The sequence below is a fragment of the Streptococcus mitis genome, from assembly GCF_003942995.1.
Lineage (GTDB): Bacteria > Bacillota > Bacilli > Lactobacillales > Streptococcaceae > Streptococcus > Streptococcus mitis_CV.
On record NZ_RJOH01000003.1, the window covers coordinates 108,425 to 127,898 of the forward strand.

Annotated in this window: 20 protein-coding genes; 1 reads left to right on the forward strand and 19 read right to left on the reverse strand. The window is 41.6% G+C overall.

The genetic code is table 11. The features are described from left to right. Positions 1 to 11: 11 nt before the first annotated feature. The 19 genes from D8836_RS03410 to D8836_RS03500 form a co-directional block, all read right to left on the reverse strand. Positions 12 to 731 carry an ABC transporter permease gene (locus D8836_RS03410; protein ID WP_125393141.1) on the reverse strand — a complete coding sequence of 240 codons (720 nt, stop codon included), beginning with the start codon at positions 729 to 731 and terminating at the stop codon, positions 12 to 14. A 1-nt stretch (position 732) separates the two neighbouring features. After that, complete coding sequence (locus D8836_RS03415) at positions 733 to 1,518, reverse strand: ABC transporter permease (RefSeq protein ID WP_125393142.1); 786 nt, start codon at positions 1,516 to 1,518, stop codon at positions 733 to 735. Between the two features lies 1 nt (position 1,519). After that, positions 1,520 to 2,230, reverse strand: coding sequence for an ABC transporter ATP-binding protein (locus D8836_RS03420; protein ID WP_049551412.1), 711 nt, complete (start codon positions 2,228 to 2,230; stop codon positions 1,520 to 1,522). A gap of 320 nt (positions 2,231 to 2,550) precedes the next feature. Next, on the reverse strand, positions 2,551 to 3,345 hold the full coding sequence (gene pflA / locus D8836_RS03425) for a pyruvate formate-lyase-activating protein (protein ID WP_049510780.1): 795 nt from the start codon (positions 3,343 to 3,345) through the stop codon (positions 2,551 to 2,553). Positions 3,346 to 3,470: 125 nt separating this feature from the next. Beyond that, positions 3,471 to 4,721 (reverse strand): diaminopimelate decarboxylase, encoded by a 1,251-nt coding sequence (locus D8836_RS03430; RefSeq protein WP_125393143.1) that lies wholly within the window; start codon positions 4,719 to 4,721, stop codon positions 3,471 to 3,473. 66 nt (positions 4,722 to 4,787) lie between these two features. Further along, positions 4,788 to 5,615, reverse strand: coding sequence for a pur operon repressor (gene purR, locus D8836_RS03435; protein WP_004255834.1), 828 nt, complete (start codon positions 5,613 to 5,615; stop codon positions 4,788 to 4,790). A gap of 105 nt (positions 5,616 to 5,720) precedes the next feature. Beyond that, positions 5,721 to 6,662, reverse strand: coding sequence for a 3'-5' exoribonuclease YhaM family protein (locus D8836_RS03440; RefSeq protein WP_000703198.1), 942 nt, complete (start codon positions 6,660 to 6,662; stop codon positions 5,721 to 5,723). Continuing rightward, the gene (locus tag D8836_RS03445; protein ID WP_185761585.1) at positions 6,652 to 7,908 is read right to left on the reverse strand and encodes a DNA recombination protein RmuC; all 1,257 of its coding nucleotides are present in this window, start codon (positions 7,906 to 7,908) and stop codon (positions 6,652 to 6,654) included. Before D8836_RS03445 ends, D8836_RS03440 begins: the two co-directional genes overlap by 11 nt. 1 nt (position 7,909) lies before the next feature. Next, positions 7,910 to 8,572, reverse strand: a complete 663-nt coding sequence (locus D8836_RS03450) for a thiamine diphosphokinase (protein WP_125393145.1) — start codon at positions 8,570 to 8,572, stop codon at positions 7,910 to 7,912. After that, complete coding sequence (gene rpe / locus D8836_RS03455; RefSeq protein ID WP_125393146.1) at positions 8,535 to 9,191, reverse strand: ribulose-phosphate 3-epimerase; 657 nt, start codon at positions 9,189 to 9,191, stop codon at positions 8,535 to 8,537. The genes D8836_RS03450 and rpe overlap by 38 nt, the downstream gene beginning before the upstream one ends. Positions 9,192 to 9,201: 10 nt before the next feature. Next, positions 9,202 to 10,080 carry a ribosome small subunit-dependent GTPase A gene (gene rsgA / locus D8836_RS03460; protein ID WP_125393147.1) on the reverse strand — a complete coding sequence of 293 codons (879 nt, stop codon included), beginning with the start codon at positions 10,078 to 10,080 and terminating at the stop codon, positions 9,202 to 9,204. A 1-nt stretch (position 10,081) separates the two neighbouring features. After that, entirely contained in the window at positions 10,082 to 10,954 is an 873-nt protein-coding gene (gene rsmA, locus D8836_RS03465; protein ID WP_125393148.1) for a 16S rRNA (adenine(1518)-N(6)/adenine(1519)-N(6))-dimethyltransferase RsmA, read from the reverse strand. Positions 10,955 to 11,084: 130 nt separating this feature from the next. Next, complete coding sequence (locus D8836_RS03470) at positions 11,085 to 11,393, reverse strand: hypothetical protein (protein WP_000333261.1); 309 nt, start codon at positions 11,391 to 11,393, stop codon at positions 11,085 to 11,087. Then, entirely contained in the window at positions 11,386 to 12,027 is a 642-nt protein-coding gene (locus tag D8836_RS03475) for an ABC transporter ATP-binding protein (protein ID WP_000565528.1), read from the reverse strand. The genes D8836_RS03470 and D8836_RS03475 overlap by 8 nt, the downstream gene beginning before the upstream one ends. A gap of 1 nt (position 12,028) precedes the next feature. After that, the gene (locus D8836_RS03480) at positions 12,029 to 14,059 is read right to left on the reverse strand and encodes a bacteriocin-associated integral membrane family protein (protein WP_000825283.1); all 2,031 of its coding nucleotides are present in this window, start codon (positions 14,057 to 14,059) and stop codon (positions 12,029 to 12,031) included. 76 nt (positions 14,060 to 14,135) lie between these two features. Continuing rightward, positions 14,136 to 14,432, reverse strand: coding sequence for a lactococcin 972 family bacteriocin (locus D8836_RS03485; protein ID WP_000815396.1), 297 nt, complete (start codon positions 14,430 to 14,432; stop codon positions 14,136 to 14,138). A 446-nt stretch (positions 14,433 to 14,878) separates the two neighbouring features. Next, a complete protein-coding gene (locus D8836_RS03490; protein WP_125393149.1) occupies positions 14,879 to 15,790 on the reverse strand; it encodes a helix-turn-helix domain-containing protein in 912 nt (303 codons plus the stop codon). A gap of 71 nt (positions 15,791 to 15,861) precedes the next feature. Further along, entirely contained in the window at positions 15,862 to 16,422 is a 561-nt protein-coding gene (gene rnmV, locus D8836_RS03495) for a ribonuclease M5 (protein WP_125393150.1), read from the reverse strand. Beyond that, positions 16,422 to 17,195: a TatD family hydrolase gene (locus D8836_RS03500; RefSeq protein WP_125393151.1), complete on the reverse strand. Its 774-nt coding sequence runs from the start codon at positions 17,193 to 17,195 to the stop codon at positions 16,422 to 16,424. The genes rnmV and D8836_RS03500 overlap by 1 nt, the downstream gene beginning before the upstream one ends. Before the next feature lie 157 nt (positions 17,196 to 17,352). On the opposite strand from D8836_RS03500, the gene D8836_RS03505 reads away from it, so the two are divergent. Next, complete coding sequence (locus D8836_RS03505) at positions 17,353 to 19,197, forward strand: APC family permease (protein ID WP_125393152.1); 1,845 nt, start codon at positions 17,353 to 17,355, stop codon at positions 19,195 to 19,197. Positions 19,198 to 19,474: the final 277 nt, after the last annotated feature.

The window sequence follows — 19,474 nt, forward strand, 5'->3', positions numbered from 1 at the left end:
ATCCCCTGTCTTTAGCGTACATTTCTTCCTATAAGTATCAGTGTAGCAAATACAAAAACAATTAATAACCAAACTATTTGTATCCCTAAGCCTTTCCACACTGGATAATAAAGCGACAAGGGATGGGTATAAAAACAATTCATACTAGCTAGTAATGGTAAATTTCTAAAAAAAGAACTGAATTGTAGTAACATTTGTCCCAACCCCAATAAAAGGGATAAACTTATTCCCAAAATTAAGATAAAAGACTGGGAAATAAATACAAAAACACAACTTAAAAGAGAGAAGGTTAGAATAGAAATACATGCTGGAAATAGGATTGTCAGAACATTTTTAATATCGCTCAAAAGATTGATATTGTAGTATCCTTGGGCGAGTAGTACACATAATGATATTACAGCGACCAATAGGACAATTTCAATACATAATAGAATAGCTAGTTTAGATATTATAAATTTCAAACGGTTTGGACAGGTAAGAAAACTGGTACGAAGGCTAGAACCTGTAAATTCTTGACCTATAAATAAGACCGCTAGACTAATGAAACCTGCCTGTCCTAAATAGAGACTTTGCAGTAGCTGTTCCAAAACAAACTGTAGGGTCAACTGGTCTGGCTTACTATTTAAAAAAATAACCATCGCTGGAACACACAGTAACAGAGCACCTATAATCAACCAGAGCCAAGTATTCATAATAAACTTGAGATACTCACTTTTAAGTTGCTCTTTCAACTTATTCACCTCCTCCAATATCTGACTTAAGTAAGCGGTAAATTGCTAAAGCCAAGAATGAGAAGTTCCAACAAAGTAAAAATAAAATATTTTGTAAACTATTATGTTCTAAAATTTGAGGAGATGTAGCAATCAATCCTTGCCCCAATGCAACTGGAAGAAGTTTTGCAACCGATATATAGTTTGCTAAGAATGTTCCTAAATTGTAGACTTGAGGAAGCAAAAATAATAGAGGAACAATAGCTGTTTTAAATGTCAAAGCCATAATATAGGCCAGCAGTCCCAACAAAGTCCAAGCTATACTGGCTAAAAATATATAGAACCAAACTGTCCCATTTAGTGAAAAAAGTAATAAGCCATCTTGTCCTAAAACATAATGTGTCATGTTAATCGTCAAGAATATTGATAGAAAGGAAATGAAAAAAGAAAATACAAGCCAAACTAATGTTTTTGAAACTAGGAAAGTACTTCGATTTGTAATAGAGAGGAGGCTTGTACGAATAGCAGAGCATTTATACTCCTCGGCTCCGTAAATTGAGCCGAGGATAATCATAATAAAAACACCAAATAAAGTGACATCAAAACCTAAAAATTCAATCGGAGGTATAGCTTCTGCTAATTCTGGATTTGTCTCTGGTGTAGCATGGATACCAACTGAAACAATCTGAGAAGCACCAATATTTGCTAAAAACGTTTGAAATACCAGTATCAAGAATAGTACAACATGAGTAGCTCTCTTATAAAGTAATTTCAATATTTCAGAATGAAGAGAGTAAATAAGTGCCATGTTACTTTCCTCCCTCTGTTAAATTAAAGAAGACTTCTTCTAGTGAAGAAAGATTTTTCATCACTTCTTGTAAAGTCCCTTTTATAAGAACTTTTCCTTTATTTATGATAACTACATCATCTGTTACTGCTTCCACTTCCGATAATATATGAGATGATAGCAAGACAGTCTTCCCTTCTTGAGCTTGTTTTTTTATAAACTCTCTAAACCACCGAATTCCTCTTGGATCCAACCCATTTGTCGGTTCATCCAATATCAGATACTGAGGATTTCCTAATAGAGCTGTTGCAATTCCCAAGCGTTGTCCTTCTCCTAATGATAATTTTCCAATTTTAGATTTTTTCTTATGGCTAATGTCCACCATATCCAAGACTTGCTCAATTCGCTGACTGGATATCCCATTACTAGCAGCAACAATTTTCAAATGTTGATAAACAGTCCGATCATCAGGAGCACCTACACTGTCAAATGAAGCTCCTACAGTCTTTAGAGGAAATTTTAATTCCTTATAAGTTTGATCTCCAATTTTGGTAAGTCCAGATGTTGCTTTGTCTAATCCTAATAAAATACGTAAGGTTGAACTTTTACCAGCTCCATTTGGACCCAGGAAAGCAGTCACTCTACCTGCTTTTGCTTCAAAAGAAATATCTTTTAAAATTTGAGTTTGGCCATACGACTTACATAAATTTTTAATGGTAATACTTTGTTCCATAGATGTTCTCCTATTCTATTTAATATTTCTAAAAGTAACTATATCTTATACACTCATTTTCGGATTTTTTTCAGAATTTAGAGAGTAAAAAAGATTTAATACTCAATGAAAATCAAAGAGCAAACTAGGAAGCTAGCCGCAGGCTGCTCAAAACACGGTTTTGAGGTTGTAGATAAGACTGACGAAGTTAGTCACATATATACGACAAAGCAACGCTGACGTGGTTTGAAGAGATTTTCGAAGAGTATAAAATTTTGTTTCATTTAATTATCTATATTTTTGTAAACTTAAAAGCCCGATGTTTCCATCAGGCTTCTTTTTTATCCATGTACACGTTTCATATAGTCTTGATAACTTTCGGTATCCATGAGTTTTTTAGCATTTTTCACACGGTCTGCTGTTGGTGGTTTGACTCCTTCGAGGGAATATGGAATTCCCAGTTCACGCCATTTGAATTCTCCCATGGTATGATAAGGTAGAATTTCAAACTTATCAACATTTTTAAGGGTCTTGACGAACTTACCAAGTTCAATCAAGTCATCATCTCTATCTGTCAATCCTGGAACTAGCACGTGGCGAATCCAGACAGGTTTTCCAATATCTGATAGATACTGGGCACAGGCCAAGATATTTTTATTGGTTTGGCTAGTGACAATCTTATGCTGTGCTTCGTTGATTTCCTTGATATCCAAAAGAACCAAGTCAGTGACAGCCATGAGTTTGTCAAACTTCTCAAGGTAACGTGGTTTATTACGGAAAGGAAGGGCACAGGTATCCAAGGTACAGTGGATTCCTTGTTCCTTAGCCTTAGTGAAGAGGGCAATCAAGAAATCAATCTGCAAGAGGGCTTCTCCTCCACTGACTGTAATCCCACCCTTATTTCCCCAGAAACCACGGTAGCGCAAGGCCTCTGCCAAGACATCATCTACCGTCCGTTCACGTGATTTATTGGACTCCATAGCCCAAGTGTCCGGGTTGTGGCAATACTGGCAACGCATGTGACAGCCCTGCAAAAAGACAATAAAGCGAATACCAGGCCCATCTACTGACCCAAAGCTTTCTGTCGAATGCACCATTCCTGTCACTTGTCCATAATCAATTGTTTCTTCAGACATATCGTTACCTTCCTTGAAAACGTTTTATAGTTTTATTATATCACGACTTGAAGGAAAAACAAGATTTTTGCCTATTTTTTAGAAAGCAATCTGTTTTTCAATTTCATTTTCAATTACTTATCATTTTATTCTTCAAAATCAAAGCCATACAAGGTTGCAAAGTAGTCCTCAGGGCGCTCTGCACGGCGGATTTGACGGGCTCTACCTTCTTCGGTATAGAGGATTTCCGCAGAACGAAGTTTGGCGTTGTACTGGTAGCCCATTGAAAAACCATGAGCACCTGTATCATGAATTACCAGCAAATCACCAATTTCTGTATGAGGCAGTTCACGATTCACTGCAAATTTATCATTGTTTTCACAGAGTGAACCAACCACATCTACCACTTCAGCTGGTCCATCTGGATGGGTCACGTTAGTAATATGATGGTAAGCTCCGTACATAGCTGGACGCATGAGGTTGACTGCTGATGCATCCACACCTAGATAGGTACGGTAGGTTTTTTTCCTATGAGTCACTCTTGTGACCAAAGCACCGTGAGGGGCTAACATAAAACGACCTAATTCGGTGAAAATCTTGACCTGACCAAGACCTGCTGGCGTAAGGACTTCTTCATAAACCTTACGAACTCCCTCACCGATCAAAGCGATATCATTTGGCTCCTGCTCAGGACGATAGTTGACACCAATACCGCCAGAAAGATTGATAAAGTCTAGCGAAATGCCCAACTTTTCCTTGATTTCAACAGCCAATTCAAAAAGCTGACGAGCCAACTCTGGATAATAGAGATGGGTCACAGTATTGGACGCTAGGAAGGAGTGAATCCCAAAAGTCTTGGCTCCTTTTTCCTTCAAGATGGCAAAAGCTTCAAAGAGCTGGTCCTTGGTCATGCCAAACTTGGCTTCTCCAGGATTGTCCATAATATCTGTTCCTAGCTCAAAAACGCCTCCAGGATTGTAACGACATGAGATGATTTCTGGAATACCTGCTGCACGCTCTAGATGTTCAATATCTTCAAAGGCATCCAAGTTAATGGTCGCACCCAATTCACGCGCATAGGCATATTCCTTATCTGGCGTATTGTTTGAAGAGAACATGATCTCAGAACCAGGGAAATTCAGTTTATGGCTCATCAAAAGCTCCACATAACTAGAGCAGTCCACACCGCACCCTTCCTCTTGGAGAATTTTCAAAATAGCTGGGGTTGGAGTAGCCTTAACTGCAAAATATTCCTTAAAGCCCTTGTTCCACGAAAATGCTTGGTTGACGGCTCTTGCCTTCTCACGAATTCCCTTCTCATCATACAAGTGAAAGGGAGTTGGGAACTCGGCAACAATCTTTTCTAAGTCTTTTTTATTGATAAATGGTGTTTTCATAAGTTTCCTTCTATTCTATTTGCAAAGAAAGGCTGGGACAATCGTTCCAACCTTTAGTTCTATCTCTTATTTATCTTCGTCAAAGATATTACCAACCTCAACATCGATGGTTTGATTCTTGACATCAATATTGGTTACCTTCAAGAGTGACTTGTAGTCAAACTGCTTTTCACGTTCTTCTTGGGCATTATCCGCAAAGACTGCTACACCAGCCAATTCTGAATCAAACTCACGCAAGAGACTGATCATCCCATTGACAGTTCCGCCGCCTTTCAAGAAGTCATCCACAATCAAGACACGGCTACCTGCCTTGAGACTACGTTTTGAAAGGAACATTTTCTCAATGCGGTCACCACTTGAACCGGAAACATAGTTGACGCTGACAGTTGAACCTTCGGTAATTTTCAGGTCACGGCGCACAATAACAAAAGGAACATTGAGGACATTAGCAACTGCATTTGCAAGTGGAACACCCTTAGTCGCTACTGTCATAACCGCATCAATTTTTTGGTCCATAAAGCTCTTGGCAATAATGCGACCAATATTTTTCAAGATAGCTGGTGTGCTAAGCAAATCAGACAGGTAGATATAGCCACCTGGCAAGATACGGTCACTTTCTGACAACTTGGCACGCAAGTCCTCAACCATTTCCTTGGCATCATGGCTTGAGATTGATGGTGTGAAAATGACACCACCACCAGCACCAGTTACTGTCTGGATATGACCGATTTCAATTTCCTCAAAGGCGCGTTTGATAATGACGATATCTTCTGAGATGGATGATTTAGCAGATTCATACTTTTCAGCAAAAGTATTGAGACTAGTTAGTTTATAAGGATTATTAATCAAATAGTTGGAAATGACAACCATCCGATCACTTCTTCTTAATTTCATTTCTATTTCCTACTTCATTTAATTTTGATATTTTATCTATTATACCATATTCACATAAAAAAACGAACATTCTTATCCTAAAAAATGCTCATTTTTCTTAAATTATTAATCTAAATCTGGTTTATAGAAGGAACGATTGTCCATAGCGAAAATTTTATTGGTCATCTCTCCCTTATCCACCAAAGCAAGAGCAGTTGACATCATCATCATGCTGGCATCCAGATTATCAATCATATGGATAATCTCTGCTTCCATAATGCGTGGACGGACTGGACTTCCATACTCAAGCAAGCCATGGTGACTAAGGATGACGTGACGAAGCAGAACGACTTCTTCCTTGGTATCATCGATGCCGAGTTCCATCACTGTCTTGGTAATTTCACTATCAATGAGAGCGATATGCCCAAGAAGATTACCTCGCACTGTGTACTCGGTCTGGTCTGGTCCCGTCAACTCAATGACTTTAGCCAAGTCATGTAACATAATCCCAGCATAGAGCAGGCTCTTATTGAGCTGAGGATAGACTTCGCTAATAGCATCTGCCAAACGCACCATGGTCGCCGTATGATAGGCCAAGCCCGTTTCAAAGGCATGATGGTTTGTCTTGGCAGCTGGATAGGAGTAAAATTCCTTATCATACTTGGTGTAGAGCTTTCGGACAATCCGTTGCCAAACAGGATTTTCAATTTTAAAAATCATTTGCGACATATAGTCACGGATTTCCTTGACATCAACTGGTGACTTGACCTTGAAATCAGCTGGGTCATTGGGTTCACCAGGTTGAGGCAAGCGGAGAGTAATTTGATTGACTTGAGGGGTGTTGTTATAAACTTCTCGGCGTCCTTTCATGTGGACAACCTTACCTGCGGTAAAGGCCTCAACGTTATGAGGTTGGGCATCCCAGAGTTTCCCTTCAATCTCGCCACTATCATCTTGGAAGGTAAAGGCTAGGTAGTTTTTCCCAGCTCGAGTTTGCCTCAGGTCAGCTGATTTGATTAGGTAAAAGCCTTCAAACAGCTCATCTTTTTTCATGTGACTAATCTTCATATTCTTCCTCATTTTCTTGGAAATGGAGTAGATCAAGCGCAGGCTCACCTTCTGACAACTCAATGTGACGGAGCGTCCGCTCGATAGCTGTGGTACGACGGTTTAATAATTCATCAATATTGCCAGAGGCATGTTGGAGGTGTTTTTGTGCCTTGACCAGAATGCCACCAAACTTGCCAAACTCGGTCTTGACACTGGCAAGAGTCTTACTGATATGGTCGGCACTCTTTTGGATATTGAGAGTCTTGAAGCCAACCGATAGGGAATTGAGAAGGGCTGATAGGGTACTTGGTCCTGCGACAATAATCTGCTCTTCCCGTCTCAAATCATCAAAGAAGACCGGATTGCGAACAATCTCTGAATAAAGACCTTCTGTCGGAACAAACAAAACTCCAAAATTGGTCGTCCGAGGCGGTGCTATGTACTTGCTCTTGATATCCTTGGCAAAGCGCTTGACGCTTGCTAAAAGCGATTTACGACAGCGTTCGATCTCGTCCTTGTCACCAGCTTCATAGGCTTCTTCTAGGCGGTAATAATCTGCCAGTGGAAACTTAGAGTCAATTGGTAGGTAGACGTATTCCTGATCGCCTTGTCCGGGCAACTTGATAGCATACTCCACTCGTTCACTAGAGTTTTCAACCGTTGCAAATTCTCGTTCGTACTGGGCAGGTGTCATGATGTCTTCGATGATTTGCCCCAGTTGCAATTCTCCCAGAATCCCTCGCGTCTTGGTTCCAGAGAGAACCTTGTTGAGGGCGCCGACATCACGGGCAACTGTCTGCATTTCTCCAAGGCCACGATTGACTGACTCCAGTTGCTTGGAAACTGTCTCAAAGGAAGCTTGCAAGCGTGTCTGCAAGGTCTTTTCTAGTTTTTCCTCGACTGTCTGGCGCATTTGTTCCAAACGTTGCTCATTTGATTCCTGCAAGGCTTGGAGACGTTGGTCAGTTTTATCCCTGGTTTGGAGGAGATTATCTGTCATTTCTTGACGGACCTGAGTCAGACCTTGGTGCAATTCCATTCGCACTTCTTGCAAACGGTCACTGACAGCCACTTCCAAATCTTTTTGGTCCAACTGGCTGGCTTGTCTGGCTTGTTCAAAACGGTAATCCAACTGGTCTGACAAATGATCTGCCTGATCCTCTAAGCTCTTGCTGAGATGTTTTTCCTGCTTATCCTGCCTTTGCCAAATCAGAAAGATACCAGCTAGGTTGGCAATCAATAATAGAACAAGTAAACTTTCCATACTACCTCCTGTCCTTACTATGCAGCACGACCACATAGCCATCTGGGCAAGTCACCAACACTTCCCTATCTATATATTCGTTAGAAGCGTACACTTTTTTAAAGAAAAAATTCTCCTCTGTCAACTCATACTTGGCTCCGAGAATGGTAAGCTGGCTATCCCGAACTGGCATAAAGGCTAGATAGTCGTAGTCTGAACGAGGCTGTAGCTGACTGGTCCCTTCTGGACAATAGGCAATCAAATTTTGCCCATCCTCAATCGCTATCTGGCGCATATAAGGTACCAACTTGGGATTGCTAGGCAAAAAGACATTGGCCAGCATGTGATCAATACGGCCACCCAAAGCACCGAAAATAGTAACCTGAGCCTGAGGATTTTTCTCAAAAATAGTCACGAGAGCCAATTCCAGATCTGTATCATCCTTTTCTGGTCGGGCTTGAACAAAATGCTGGGCACGTTTTTGAATCAACTGACGCTCTTCTGCAGTGACAGAATCAAAATCTCCAACCGCTAGAGCGAGAGGAAAGTTTTCTTCCAAGACCCAAAGCGAGCCTCGATCCACACCGACAAAGCAATCAAAGTCTGTCCGGTAGTGACCGCGGTCTCCTCCTGCAAAAACGGCAACCCTAGTCCAGTTGTTTTCTGAGAGTTTGTACTCGCTCATTGACATCTCCCTTAAAGACATAGGAACCTGCTACAAAAACTGTCGCACCAGCTTCTTTAGCTTGAGCAATAGTTCGATCATCAATCCCGCCATCCACTTCGATTTCAAAGTTCAAGCCTTTTTCATCACGAAGAGCAACCAACTCATGGACCTTATCCATGGTCTCTGGTAGAAAGGCTTGCCCACCAAAGCCAGGGTTAACTGTCATGACTAAAACTTGGTCAACTAGGTGAAGCACGTGCTTGATGGCTTCAACTGGTGTGCCAGGATTGATAACAACTGAAGGTTTGACCCCTAGAGAACGAATTTTTTGGAGGGCGCCATGGATATGAGGTGTTGCTTCTACATGGATACTGATGATATCTGCACCTGCGCGCGCAAAGTCTTCTAAGTGGTGTTCAGGATTCGCCACCATCAAGTGGCAGTCAAAGACCATCTTGCTATGAGGGCGAAGAGCTTCGACCACACCTGCACCAAAACTGATTTGTGGTACAAAGTGACCATCCATGATATCGATATGGGCATATTCTGCCCCAGTTGCTTCTAGGCGTTTGATTTCACGTTCAAAGTTGGCATAATCTGCTGCCAGAATTGACGGAGCAATCTTGTATTGAGACATAGGTTTCTCCTTATTTTGGAATTTTTTTGCTGACTTTTTTATAGGTTTCTCTGCGATTTTCAATCTCACTGAGGAATTGCAGGTAGTTGTCAAAACGGAAGGACGCAATGATACCCTCTTCTACTGCCGGCTTCACTGCACAGGACGGCTCATGGGTATGGGTACAAGTACGGAATTTGCAGTCTCGACTGACAGTGGCAATCTCTGGAAAGGCCTGATTGAGGTCTTCAGCCGTTGATACTTCATAGTCCAAGGATGAAAATCCCGGTGTATCTGCGATTTTACCCCCATTGAGGTTGTAAAAACTAACAGCTCGAGTAGTATGGCGCCCGCGACCCAGACTGTCTGAAATTTCTCCTGTTTCAAGATTGAGGTCTGGTGCGATTTTATTGAGAAGAGTTGATTTCCCAACACCTGTCTGCCCCATAAAGACTGTAACCTTGCCTGTTAACAAGGGCAAAAGTTCTTCTTTACTGGTCACAAAGTCGTAGCCGATATCACCATAAGTCTGTTTATAAAAATCCAGTTCTTCTCTATCTTCCAACAAATCCATTTTAGAAATATAAACGATGGGATGGATGTCCTTGTGCTCCAAAAGAACCAAGAAACGATCCAACAAATTGCTGTTGAAATCAGGTTCCTTGACAGACATAATCACCACAGCTTGGTCAATATTGACAATAGGCGGACGGACCAGACTGTTTTTCCGTTCATGAATCTTGAGGATATAGCCTTCTGAATTTTCCTCGGCAGAAAAATCTACCCAGTCCCCAACGTAAGGAGTATGGCCTTTTTTACGGAAATTTCCACGCGCGCGCGTCTGATAAACCTGGCCATCACTTTCCACATAGTAGAACCCAGCCAAGGCTTTAATAATTTGTCCCTGCATCTTAGAGTCCTTGTCCTTTAAGCGCATCTGCTAGGCTGGCAAACTCTTCCAAGCTGAGAGCTTCCCCACGCACACTTGGTGACAAACCTGCTTGGTCCAAAGCCTTGGTCAGCTTGTCCTTGACCTCTTCAGTCTTGCCAAAGTAACCTGTCAAGTTATTCCACAAGGTCTTGCGGCGATGAGTAAAACTAGCCTTGGAAACCTTAAAGAAGAAGTTCTCATCTTCTACTGCTACGGCTGGCTCTGGACGACGCACCATTTTCAAAATGGCTGAGTCCACGTTTGGCGCTGGCACAAAGACAGTCCGAGGCACGATAAAGGCAACCTTGGCAGTCATGTAGTACTGCACCGCAATCGACAAGCTACCATAAGCCTTGGTATTCGGCTGGGCTGAAATGCGGTCCGCCACTTCTTTCTGCATCATAACAACAAACTCACTAAAAGGAATCCCACTCTCGATTAAGTGCATGAGAATAGGCGTCGTGATGTAGTAAGGCAAATTAGCCACTACCTTGATTGGCAGGTCAGGATTTTTAAAATTCTGGATATGTTGCGCCAAATCAACTTTAAGAATGTCCTCGTTGACCACGGTCACATTATCAAAATCACGCAAGGTATCTGCCAAAATCGGCACCAAACGGTGGTCGATCTCAAAGGCCATAACTTGAGCTGCACGCTCAGCCAAAAACTCCGTCAAGGCACCAATCCCTGGCCCGATTTCGATGACATTAACCTGGTCATCAATCTCAGCCGTATCCACGATTTTTTGAAGAATATTGGTATCCGTCAAGAAATTTTGCCCGAAGGACTTTTTAAAGGTAAAACCGTGACGCTCCAGCACTGCCTTGGTCACGCTATAATCTGCAATTCTCATCTATTCTCTTTTCTATTATCTGTTACTACTATTGTAACACATTCCCCTTGTATTTTGGGGGTGAAAATCATACCAAAAAACTATCTTCTCTCATGAAGAAAGATAGTCTTGAAAATCTTTAAAGGTGGACTTAGCGGTTCTCTCGAAACATCCGTTCGAAAAAATCAGCTTCTTTATAACTTCGATTTTCAGGTAGGGTCAAATCTACATCCTCCTCCACGTCGTCCACTGTCAGTTCAACCGTTTGAGGTAAATTTTTCAAACGATAATGCTTTTGCCTTTGCCCTTCAATACTAGCAAAATCAAGCAAATAGCCATTCACTCGGATTTGAACCAAAAGGAGATGATTGGTCATATTTTCCATGATGAGAATATCTTCTAAACCACCTCTGGCACTAGGATAATCAGATACCCTGCGAATACGGATTTTTTCACACATGAGCAAGCTCCCTCATATCAATGATTTCATCGGCCTTATTCCAGACTAGGGGATTATGGGTCGCAATGATGATAATTCGATTTTCATCTTTCAAGCCCACCAAGAGATTCATAACCTCCTCTGAATTTTCAGGATCAAGAGCTGCTGTTGGTTCATCTGCCAAAATCAAGGGTGGATTTTTCAAAATAGTCTTCGCAAGGGCAACTCGTTGAGCCTCTCCCCCAGATAAGGTATAAATTTTTTGTTCTAGATCCAAATACCCTAGATTAACTTTTTCTAAAGCCTCCACTTGCCTTTCCAAACGTTCTACTTTTGAGATTTTCTGACCAACAAAGCCCAAATCCAAATTCTCTTTGATTGATTGGTTTTCTAAGAGGCCAAAATTTTGAAAGAGATAGCCCATCTGGTCTCGAAAATACTCACGAGTGGGAATGGTTTTTAAATCTTTCCCCTGATAGAGAACCCTTCCTCCATCTATCTTTTCTAGTTTACCTAAGATATTCAGCAGAGTCGTCTTTCCGCTTCCACTCTTACCGATTAAGGCATAAACCTTGCCCTTCTCCAGCTTGAGGTTTAAACCAGAGAAAATCGCGCGGTCATTAAACTTCTTTTCCAATCCTTGAATATCAATCATCTTATTTTCCTTTCAATACTGCCATGCTACCAGCTTCTTCTTTTTTATCCTGTCTAACTAAAATCAACAGAGCGTTAAGCGTAAACAAAGCTACAACTAGAGCGCTAATCAAGCTATCTCCTGTCAAAACACTAGATAGGATTAGCCCAAGTAAGAGAACTCCTCCTTGCGCCAGTAAGTACTTGCCATGAAGCTCATAGATTGTCATACCAGAAAGACGTTTAATCATGATCTCCCGTCTAAACTGCTCAAAATAGAGAAGATTCATGGAATCAAATAACAAGATAGCCGTAGATAGAGTCAAAATAGTCCCAATAAGGAGAGAGTAGAACTCCATCCGTTTGTCATTTAGTACCTTGGCAAAAAATAGCTGGCTTTTTACCAAATAAGAGACCTTGTGATACAGACCTTGCTCTTTTAGAGCTGTGATGCTGTCTTGATATTGATCTAATTTCAAGGCACTATTAGCCGTAGTTCCCCATAACATCCCTGCAACAGGTCTTGTTCCAGTCGCTTGCGGCGTTAAAACTACAATAATCGGATCTTTTAGGTACTGGCGTGTCGTCTTGTACCCATCGTTATAGAGGAAGCGTTCCTGTCCTGTTTCTGTAAAAGCTAGCGTTACCTGTGGGAGGTAGTGTTTCTGACTCGTCACTTCTACACTTTCAGATGAAAAGTTTTGCAGGTAATCTGTAAATAATCCTTGATAGTAGGCAGACTGCTCTCGCAAGCTCTCAGGCAAGATCAGCCCAAACTCTCCCTCAGACAAGTTTTGCATCTTATCCATAAACTCTGAAGAAACGGTAATCTTTTCTTCTATCAGATAGCGCGGTGAGACATAGATGACATTCCCTGACGGTGTGTAGTCATTGAGACGATTGCCATCTAGGTCCACTTCTGCTCCATCTGAGAAATTGTCAACATTGCTCATAATATAAAAAGAGTCTGTATTGGCTAACCGTTCTTCAGTAAATGTCTGCCACTCACGATTATCCTTACGCATTCCTTCTTCATCGGCAAATGCACTAGACCAACCAAAGGATAGACGGTAACGGTCTGAGGACTGGCTCCATTTATCGCTAGCTCTCTCCATTTCCTGCATTTCACGGTAGTGGGGTAGGAGAGCAGTCGCACTCGAGCCGACCACCAGCACGGCCAAGAGTTGCCCCACCATCATCAATGTCATCATACGTTTGAGAGGGAGTTTCCCTTTCAATAGATCCACCAGACTATTTTCTTGTAAACCAAGTAGATACACGATACTTAATAAGGTAGAAATCCCTACCAAGGCCAATCCATAAAGCAAAAGACCAATGATGACCAGTTGTACCGTTGCCATAAACAAGGCACCTTGATACCAGAGAATCCCCAATCCCAAAAGACTGGATACCAGCACTGAGCAGATAAGCTGTCTCACATCTTCTAACACTGGTCTGAGAGCCACCCCAAACAAGCTCTCACCAGCTATTAAGCGAATCCCTGCTTGACGAAGGGACTTGATCCGATAAATCAGGGTCAGACTCATAAAGGTCAGCAGAAAAATAGCTAGACTCAGTAGCCCCATAGGGGTGGCCGCCAATAATAAGACTATCGAAAATGGATCTTCTCCATTCGAAACAAAGCCTTGATAACCAAGTTCTTTCAAGGTGGTCTGTAAACTCACTCCATCCAAACTTCCTGACACAATCAAGTAAGACCCTAATAAATCACTCGTTTCTGAACTCTCCTTGGAGGAAATGGTCAGACCTTCTGGAAGCTCTCCCTCACCATAAGTGGCATAGATAAAGCGTGTTTCTCCAGCTTCATTTGGCTCAACAATCCGACGGGCGATGAGACTATTATGCTCTACCGCCAAGTGACTCAAAGCCTCTGTCACCTCTTCGCGACTAGCTACTGGTTGATTTATCACCATTCCTGTCACATCAACAGAAGGATAGTTACCAAATAAAATCTCTTCTCGATGGTCAACGGAAGTTATCACCATATAAAGCGATACCAATACCATTGAAATCAAAATAAATAAACGTTTCATCATTTCCTCCAAAAAGTTACTTGGTCACTTAGTGAGAAGGTGACCAAGTAAAGCTAAACAATAGGGCTATACCATTCTAAACATTATAGTAGAATGCAACTTTCTCTCCCCAAGAAGTACGAATCCATGCACGAGAAGTCCCTCCAGCACCAGCATATCCCTTATCAGATGAACCAGTTTTTCTACTAACAACTGTTGAGCTATGATATTCTGAAGAGTGATAGTAGTTTGAGTAAGCACCTCCGTCACCTGAACCATACGTCCAGACACCACCATCTGGATACTTAACCGCGGCCGATACTACTGCTACACTTCCACCTAATGTTGCTGCAATGCTCGCTACAAGGGCTAATTTTTTAACTGTTTGTTTCATATTGATACTCCTCTATTTTTTATTTTATCATAAATATTTATTATATATTGTCCATTTTCTATTCAAGTAAAACTAAGTCATGGATCATAGACCTTTTCAAAGCAACACCTCATGGTATCCTCTCCTTATTTTTCTAATTTAGTCTATCAAGTTGTATTTATTATATGTTATGAATAAATTTTTTGAGACTAAGTAGACATAACTAAATTTTATTTAAACCACCAAGTAACTAAATAAAATAAACTAAAAAAGTTCATACTGTAATCTCCTTTCACATTTTTATTAATTATAAATTATTCTTAAATAAACTCAAAGGACATCAATGTCCTTAAAATAGAACCATTTCGTGTCATTTTTAGCTTATATATAAAAAACAGTCCTAAAGACGAACTTTAGAACTATTTCAATACTAGAACAAGGACATTTTTGTCACTGATTCACTATGTTTATAAATATTTTTTTAAATCTTCTTGCCATTGTTTCTCCAACATAGTAACTAAATAAGAATTTTCTATTATATCAGCAAATAGCTTCGATTTCTGATAGAACTGTTCGGCAGAAACATAATCATTGTTTATTATTAGAGATAATTTCCACTCCAACATTAATATAATTGGTTTCTTCTGAAAATCTTGTGTTTTTTCCATTACATGATTAAGGCTAAAGATATAAGCTCCGAGTGAATCATAAGACGACAAATTATCCAAACAGGCTAGACCCGAAAACAAAGTGTTACTTAAAGCAAACAGATATTCTGGTGCAATTAATTCTACATGATTTGTCAAACGAACTAAAAACGAATGAATTCTGTTAATTTCTTCAATCTGATTTTGACCTTGTTTTATCTTTGTAAGCACTATAGCAAAATATAAGTTGATAACTTCTAATTCATTTATCAAAAACAATTCCTTATCATAAATTGTTTTAAAATAATCGTCCAGTACGGTTTCCCCATATTCTGGTCGTCCGCTTCGAATAACATCTATCGTTGCTCTAGTAGCTTCAAACCATATTTTTTCCTCATTAGGAAGTTGCTCATAAAATAAATCCTCTATCTCTTCCAAACACGCTTCCTTCTTATCATACTCCTCTTCTTTACCATAGATTGGTTCACGTAAAATTTGGTATTTCAATTCTAAATAAGCAGGAGGAAGAGCTGAAAAATCCGGCATAAGGCTATAAGCTGGAACTCCTAGCCGGCGAGCAATATAGTCTAACTTGGGCAAACTTGGTTGCGAAGCTCCACTTTCAATTCGCGACAGTTGACGAACTGTCAGTTCTTGCTCATCTCCACAAAAATCTGGACGACTAATTCCTTTTTCTATCCGAATCTCTTTAATTTTTTGACCAATTAACATCAGACGCCTCCTCTTCTACCTGCTTCGAAAAATACTGTGAAACTTAAAAAATTGTAACGGCTACATCTTTCCTACTCATAAGATTTCATAGCTTCTTCCACTTCTGCCAAGGTGACCCCAAACAACTCTAGGCGTTTGAGGAGTTGCTTGCCGTTGGAATAGCCGATTCGGATAGCCTCTCCTAGATATTCTCTACGCTTACGGCTATCTGCCCCTGCTAGAAAACCAAGGCGTATCAAGTCGCTACGACTGATGTCAAAATGACTCTCATGTTCAAATTGTTCTGTAACCTGAGCTAGAGCCGTTTTCAGGTCTTCATAGCTGGCATGCTCAATTCCCAGAGAACGCCCCTTGCTCTTGGACTTAGGAACAGCTTCATCTCGCTTGAGAAAGGCATGCTGAACTGTTGGAATGGCCGTCATAATCATGCGCCGAATCCGCTCCCCATTAAAATCTGGGTCTGTAAAGACAATGACTCCATGGCGTTGGTGTAGACGCTGAATCCGCTCTAGATCCTGGTCATTGATGGCAGAACCTCGGGTCTCATAGGTCTCCACATCGAAATAGCGTTTGAGATTGGCCGTATCATCGCGCCCTTCGACCACGATAACTTGAGAAATTTTTTCTTTCATTACTTGCTGTCCAACCCAAAAATTCGTTCTGCATTTGCAGTCGTTGCCGCCGCCAGCTCTTCTGTCGTCATACCACGCAAGTCTGCGATAAAGTCCACTACATAGCGAGTGTAGGCTGTTTTGTTTTCGCGACCACGTTTAGGAACAGGAGCCAAGTAGGGAGCATCCGTCTCCACCAAAATCTTGTCCAAAGGTAACTCTCTAGCCGCCTCTTGGATATCGGTTGCCTTCTTAAAAGTCACCACTCCTGAGAAGGAAATGGTCATGCCAAGCTCGGCAAACTTCTCTGCCCATTCAAGAGTTCCTGAGAAAGAATGCATGATGCCACCTCGAGGACCAACGCCCTCGCTCTTGATAATCTCATAGGTATCTTCCAACGCATCACGGGTATGAACTACAAAAGGCAAATCCAAGTCCTTAGATAACTGAATCTGACGACGAAAAACCTGCTCCTGCACCTCTTTCGGTGCTGTCATCCAATGGTAGTCCAATCCAATTTCACCTAAAGCAACAACCTTGGGATGCTTGAGCTTATCAAGCAAGTAGGCTTCAATCTCCTCTGTGTAAGTTCCAGCTTCTGTAGGATGCCAACCAATAGTTGCGTAGAGTTGGTCGTACTCATCCACCAACTCCAAGGCACGCTCAATCGTCGGTTGATCAAAACCAACAATATTCATCTGTGTCACACCCATCTCAGCAGCCAAGGCAATTTCTTCTGCCTCACGACCTGCAAATTCTTCTACATTCAAGTGTGTATGTGTATCAAAAATCATCTCTTCTAACCTCGTTTTCTATCTACTATTATAGCAAAAAAACTGACCTCTCTCCTCATCTGTACAAAATATTCTAAAATCCATCGTCCTCTCTTGACGCTATTTTCCCAAAGCAGTATAATAGCACTTATTGAAATTTTCAGAAAAGGAAAATACCATGTTTACAAAATTAAAACAGACTTTTATCGGTCGTCCTCTTAAGTCCTTAACAGAAGGCGAGGGAGGTCTGCTGGGAAAAATGCAGGCCTTGGCCATGTTGTCTAGCGACGCTCTATCTTCTATTGCCTATGGGCCTGAGCAAGTAGTCCTCGTCTTGGCTAGTCTCTCTCCTCTTGCGATATGGTGGAGCCTTCCTATCGGCCTCTTTGTCCTCCTGCTCCTAGCTAGCCTGACCGTCTCCTACCGTCAAATCATCCACGCCTACCCTCAAGGGGGAGGGGCCTATATGGTTACTCGAGAAAATCTATCTCCCGAACTTGGCTTAATCGCTGGAGGTAGTCTGCTAGTTGACTACATGCTGACTGTGGCGGTATCGGTGTCATCTGGAGCCGATGCTATCACAGCAGCTCTCCCTGCTCTCCACCCTTACAACCTCCACATTTCCATTTTTCTAGTTTGCTTGCTTATGCTCTTGAATTTACGGGGCTTAAAAGAATCTGCCAGTTCACTGATGATTCCTGTCTATCTCTTTATCATCAGTACTGTCTTTCTCTTGCTCTACGGAATCTTTCAACTAATGACAGGGGCTCTCAGCTATCAGGCAACTTCACCTATTGGGCATGCTGTTCCGAGCCTGTCTATCGTTCTCATTCTAAGAGCCTTTACCAGCGGCTCTGCCTCTCTGACAGGAGTTGAAGCTATTTCAAATGCCGTTCCCTTTTTCAAGACTCCAAAAGAAAAGAATGCTGCTCAGACCTTGACCATTATGGCCTTGATTTTAGGTTTTCTTTTTGCTGGTATCACCTTCCTAAACTACTGGATGGGGATTCTGCCTCAACACGGAGAAACTATTCTTTCACAGATGGCTCAAGGCATCCTTGGTAGTTCCTTCTTAGGTCACCTTGGCTATTATATCTTCCAATTCTCCACAGCCTTGATTTTAGCCGTAGCTGCAAATACTGGCTTTTCGGCCTTCCCTATGCTAGCTTACAATATGGCTAAAAACAAATACATGCCCCATCTCTTTATGGAAAAAGGAGACCGCCTAGGCTACTCTAATGGAATTTTAACTCTGGCTTTTGGGGCTATGATTCTTCTTCTCATTTTTAATGGCAATACCGAACGTTTGATTCCCCTTTATACTATCGGGGTCTTCGTTCCCTTTGCCCTTTCTCAGACTGGGATGATTCGCCATTGGAAAAAAGAAAAAGGGGCAAATTTCTTAAAACCTGCCCTTGCCAATATCCTTGGAGCTATCATTTGCTACGCTATCGTGCTGATTCTGCTCTTTTTCCGTCTCAGTGATATCTGGCCTTTCTTCCCGATTATTCTCGTACTCACCCTACTCTTCTTGGCGATTCACAGTCATTACCAAAAAGTGGCCCAACAACTACGACTCTATGAAGGCATCGAAAAACGTACCTACGACGGCAATCTGGTTCTGGTCCTAGTAGGAAATGTCACCCGAGTCAGTGTCGGAGCCATTAACTACGCTCAAAGTATCGGTGACGAAGTCCTAGCCATGCATATTTCTACCAAGGAAACAGCAGAAAAAGACCAAGAAATTCTCCAAGAATTTGCCGATTACTTCCCAACCATTACTCTGAAGAACATCAAGACCAGCTACCGCGACATCATCACCCCTACTGTCAAGTATGTTAAACGAATCTCTGAGGAGGCCCAGAGAAAGAACTATACAGTCACTGTCCTCGTTCCCCAGTTTATCCCTAATAAACCTTGGCAAAATATTCTACACAATCAAATGAGCCTCAAACTCAAATACGCCCTCCGTTGGCACCAAGACGTCGTTGTCGCTAGCTACTCTTATCACTTAAAAGAATAAAGAAAAGGCCCTACCAGAACCAATAAGTATCTGGTAAGGCCTTTTTCTGAATCCTATCACTATGCTTGTACTCAATGAAAATCAAAGAGCAAACTAGGAAGCTAGCCGCAGGCTGCTCAAAGCACTGCTTTGAGGTCGTAGATGAAACTGACGAAGTCAGCTCAAAACACTGTTTTGAGGTTGCAGATGAAACTGACGAAGTCAGTCACATATATACGGCAAGGCAACGCTGACGTGGTTTGAAGAGATTTTCGAAAAGTATTAACTGAAAAGCATG

Excerpts from the sequence above, each read along its gene's own strand:
- D8836_RS03415 (WP_125393142.1), bottom strand. The coding sequence starts at position 1,518 with ATGGCACTTATTTACTCTCTTCATTCTGAAATATTGAAATTACTTTAT.
- D8836_RS03420 (WP_049551412.1), bottom strand. The coding sequence starts at position 2,230 with ATGGAACAAAGTATTACCATTAAAAATTTATGTAAGTCGTATGGCCAA.
- pflA (WP_049510780.1), bottom strand. The coding sequence starts at position 3,345 with ATGTCTGAAGAAACAATTGATTATGGACAAGTGACAGGAATGGTGCAT.
- D8836_RS03430 (WP_125393143.1), bottom strand. The coding sequence starts at position 4,721 with ATGAAAACACCATTTATCAATAAAAAAGACTTAGAAAAGATTGTTGCC.
- purR (WP_004255834.1), bottom strand. The coding sequence starts at position 5,615 with ATGAAATTAAGAAGAAGTGATCGGATGGTTGTCATTTCCAACTATTTG.
- D8836_RS03440 (WP_000703198.1), bottom strand. The coding sequence starts at position 6,662 with ATGAAGATTAGTCACATGAAAAAAGATGAGCTGTTTGAAGGCTTTTAC.
- D8836_RS03445 (WP_185761585.1), bottom strand. The coding sequence starts at position 7,908 with ATGGAAAGTTTACTTGTTCTATTATTGATTGCCAACCTAGCTGGTATC.
- D8836_RS03450 (WP_125393145.1), bottom strand. The coding sequence starts at position 8,572 with ATGAGCGAGTACAAACTCTCAGAAAACAACTGGACTAGGGTTGCCGTT.
- rpe (WP_125393146.1), bottom strand. The coding sequence starts at position 9,191 with ATGTCTCAATACAAGATTGCTCCGTCAATTCTGGCAGCAGATTATGCC.
- rsgA (WP_125393147.1), bottom strand. The coding sequence starts at position 10,080 with ATGCAGGGACAAATTATTAAAGCCTTGGCTGGGTTCTACTATGTGGAA.
- rsmA (WP_125393148.1), bottom strand. The coding sequence starts at position 10,954 with ATGAGAATTGCAGATTATAGCGTGACCAAGGCAGTGCTGGAGCGTCAC.
- D8836_RS03470 (WP_000333261.1), bottom strand. The coding sequence starts at position 11,393 with ATGTGTGAAAAAATCCGTATTCGCAGGGTATCTGATTATCCTAGTGCC.
- D8836_RS03475 (WP_000565528.1), bottom strand. The coding sequence starts at position 12,027 with ATGATTGATATTCAAGGATTGGAAAAGAAGTTTAATGACCGCGCGATT.
- D8836_RS03480 (WP_000825283.1), bottom strand. The coding sequence starts at position 14,059 with ATGAAACGTTTATTTATTTTGATTTCAATGGTATTGGTATCGCTTTAT.
- D8836_RS03485 (WP_000815396.1), bottom strand. The coding sequence starts at position 14,432 with ATGAAACAAACAGTTAAAAAATTAGCCCTTGTAGCGAGCATTGCAGCA.
- D8836_RS03490 (WP_125393149.1), bottom strand. The coding sequence starts at position 15,790 with ATGTTAATTGGTCAAAAAATTAAAGAGATTCGGATAGAAAAAGGAATT.
- rnmV (WP_125393150.1), bottom strand. The coding sequence starts at position 16,422 with ATGAAAGAAAAAATTTCTCAAGTTATCGTGGTCGAAGGGCGCGATGAT.
- D8836_RS03500 (WP_125393151.1), bottom strand. The coding sequence starts at position 17,195 with ATGATTTTTGATACACATACACACTTGAATGTAGAAGAATTTGCAGGT.
- D8836_RS03505 (WP_125393152.1), top strand. The coding sequence starts at position 17,353 with ATGTTTACAAAATTAAAACAGACTTTTATCGGTCGTCCTCTTAAGTCC.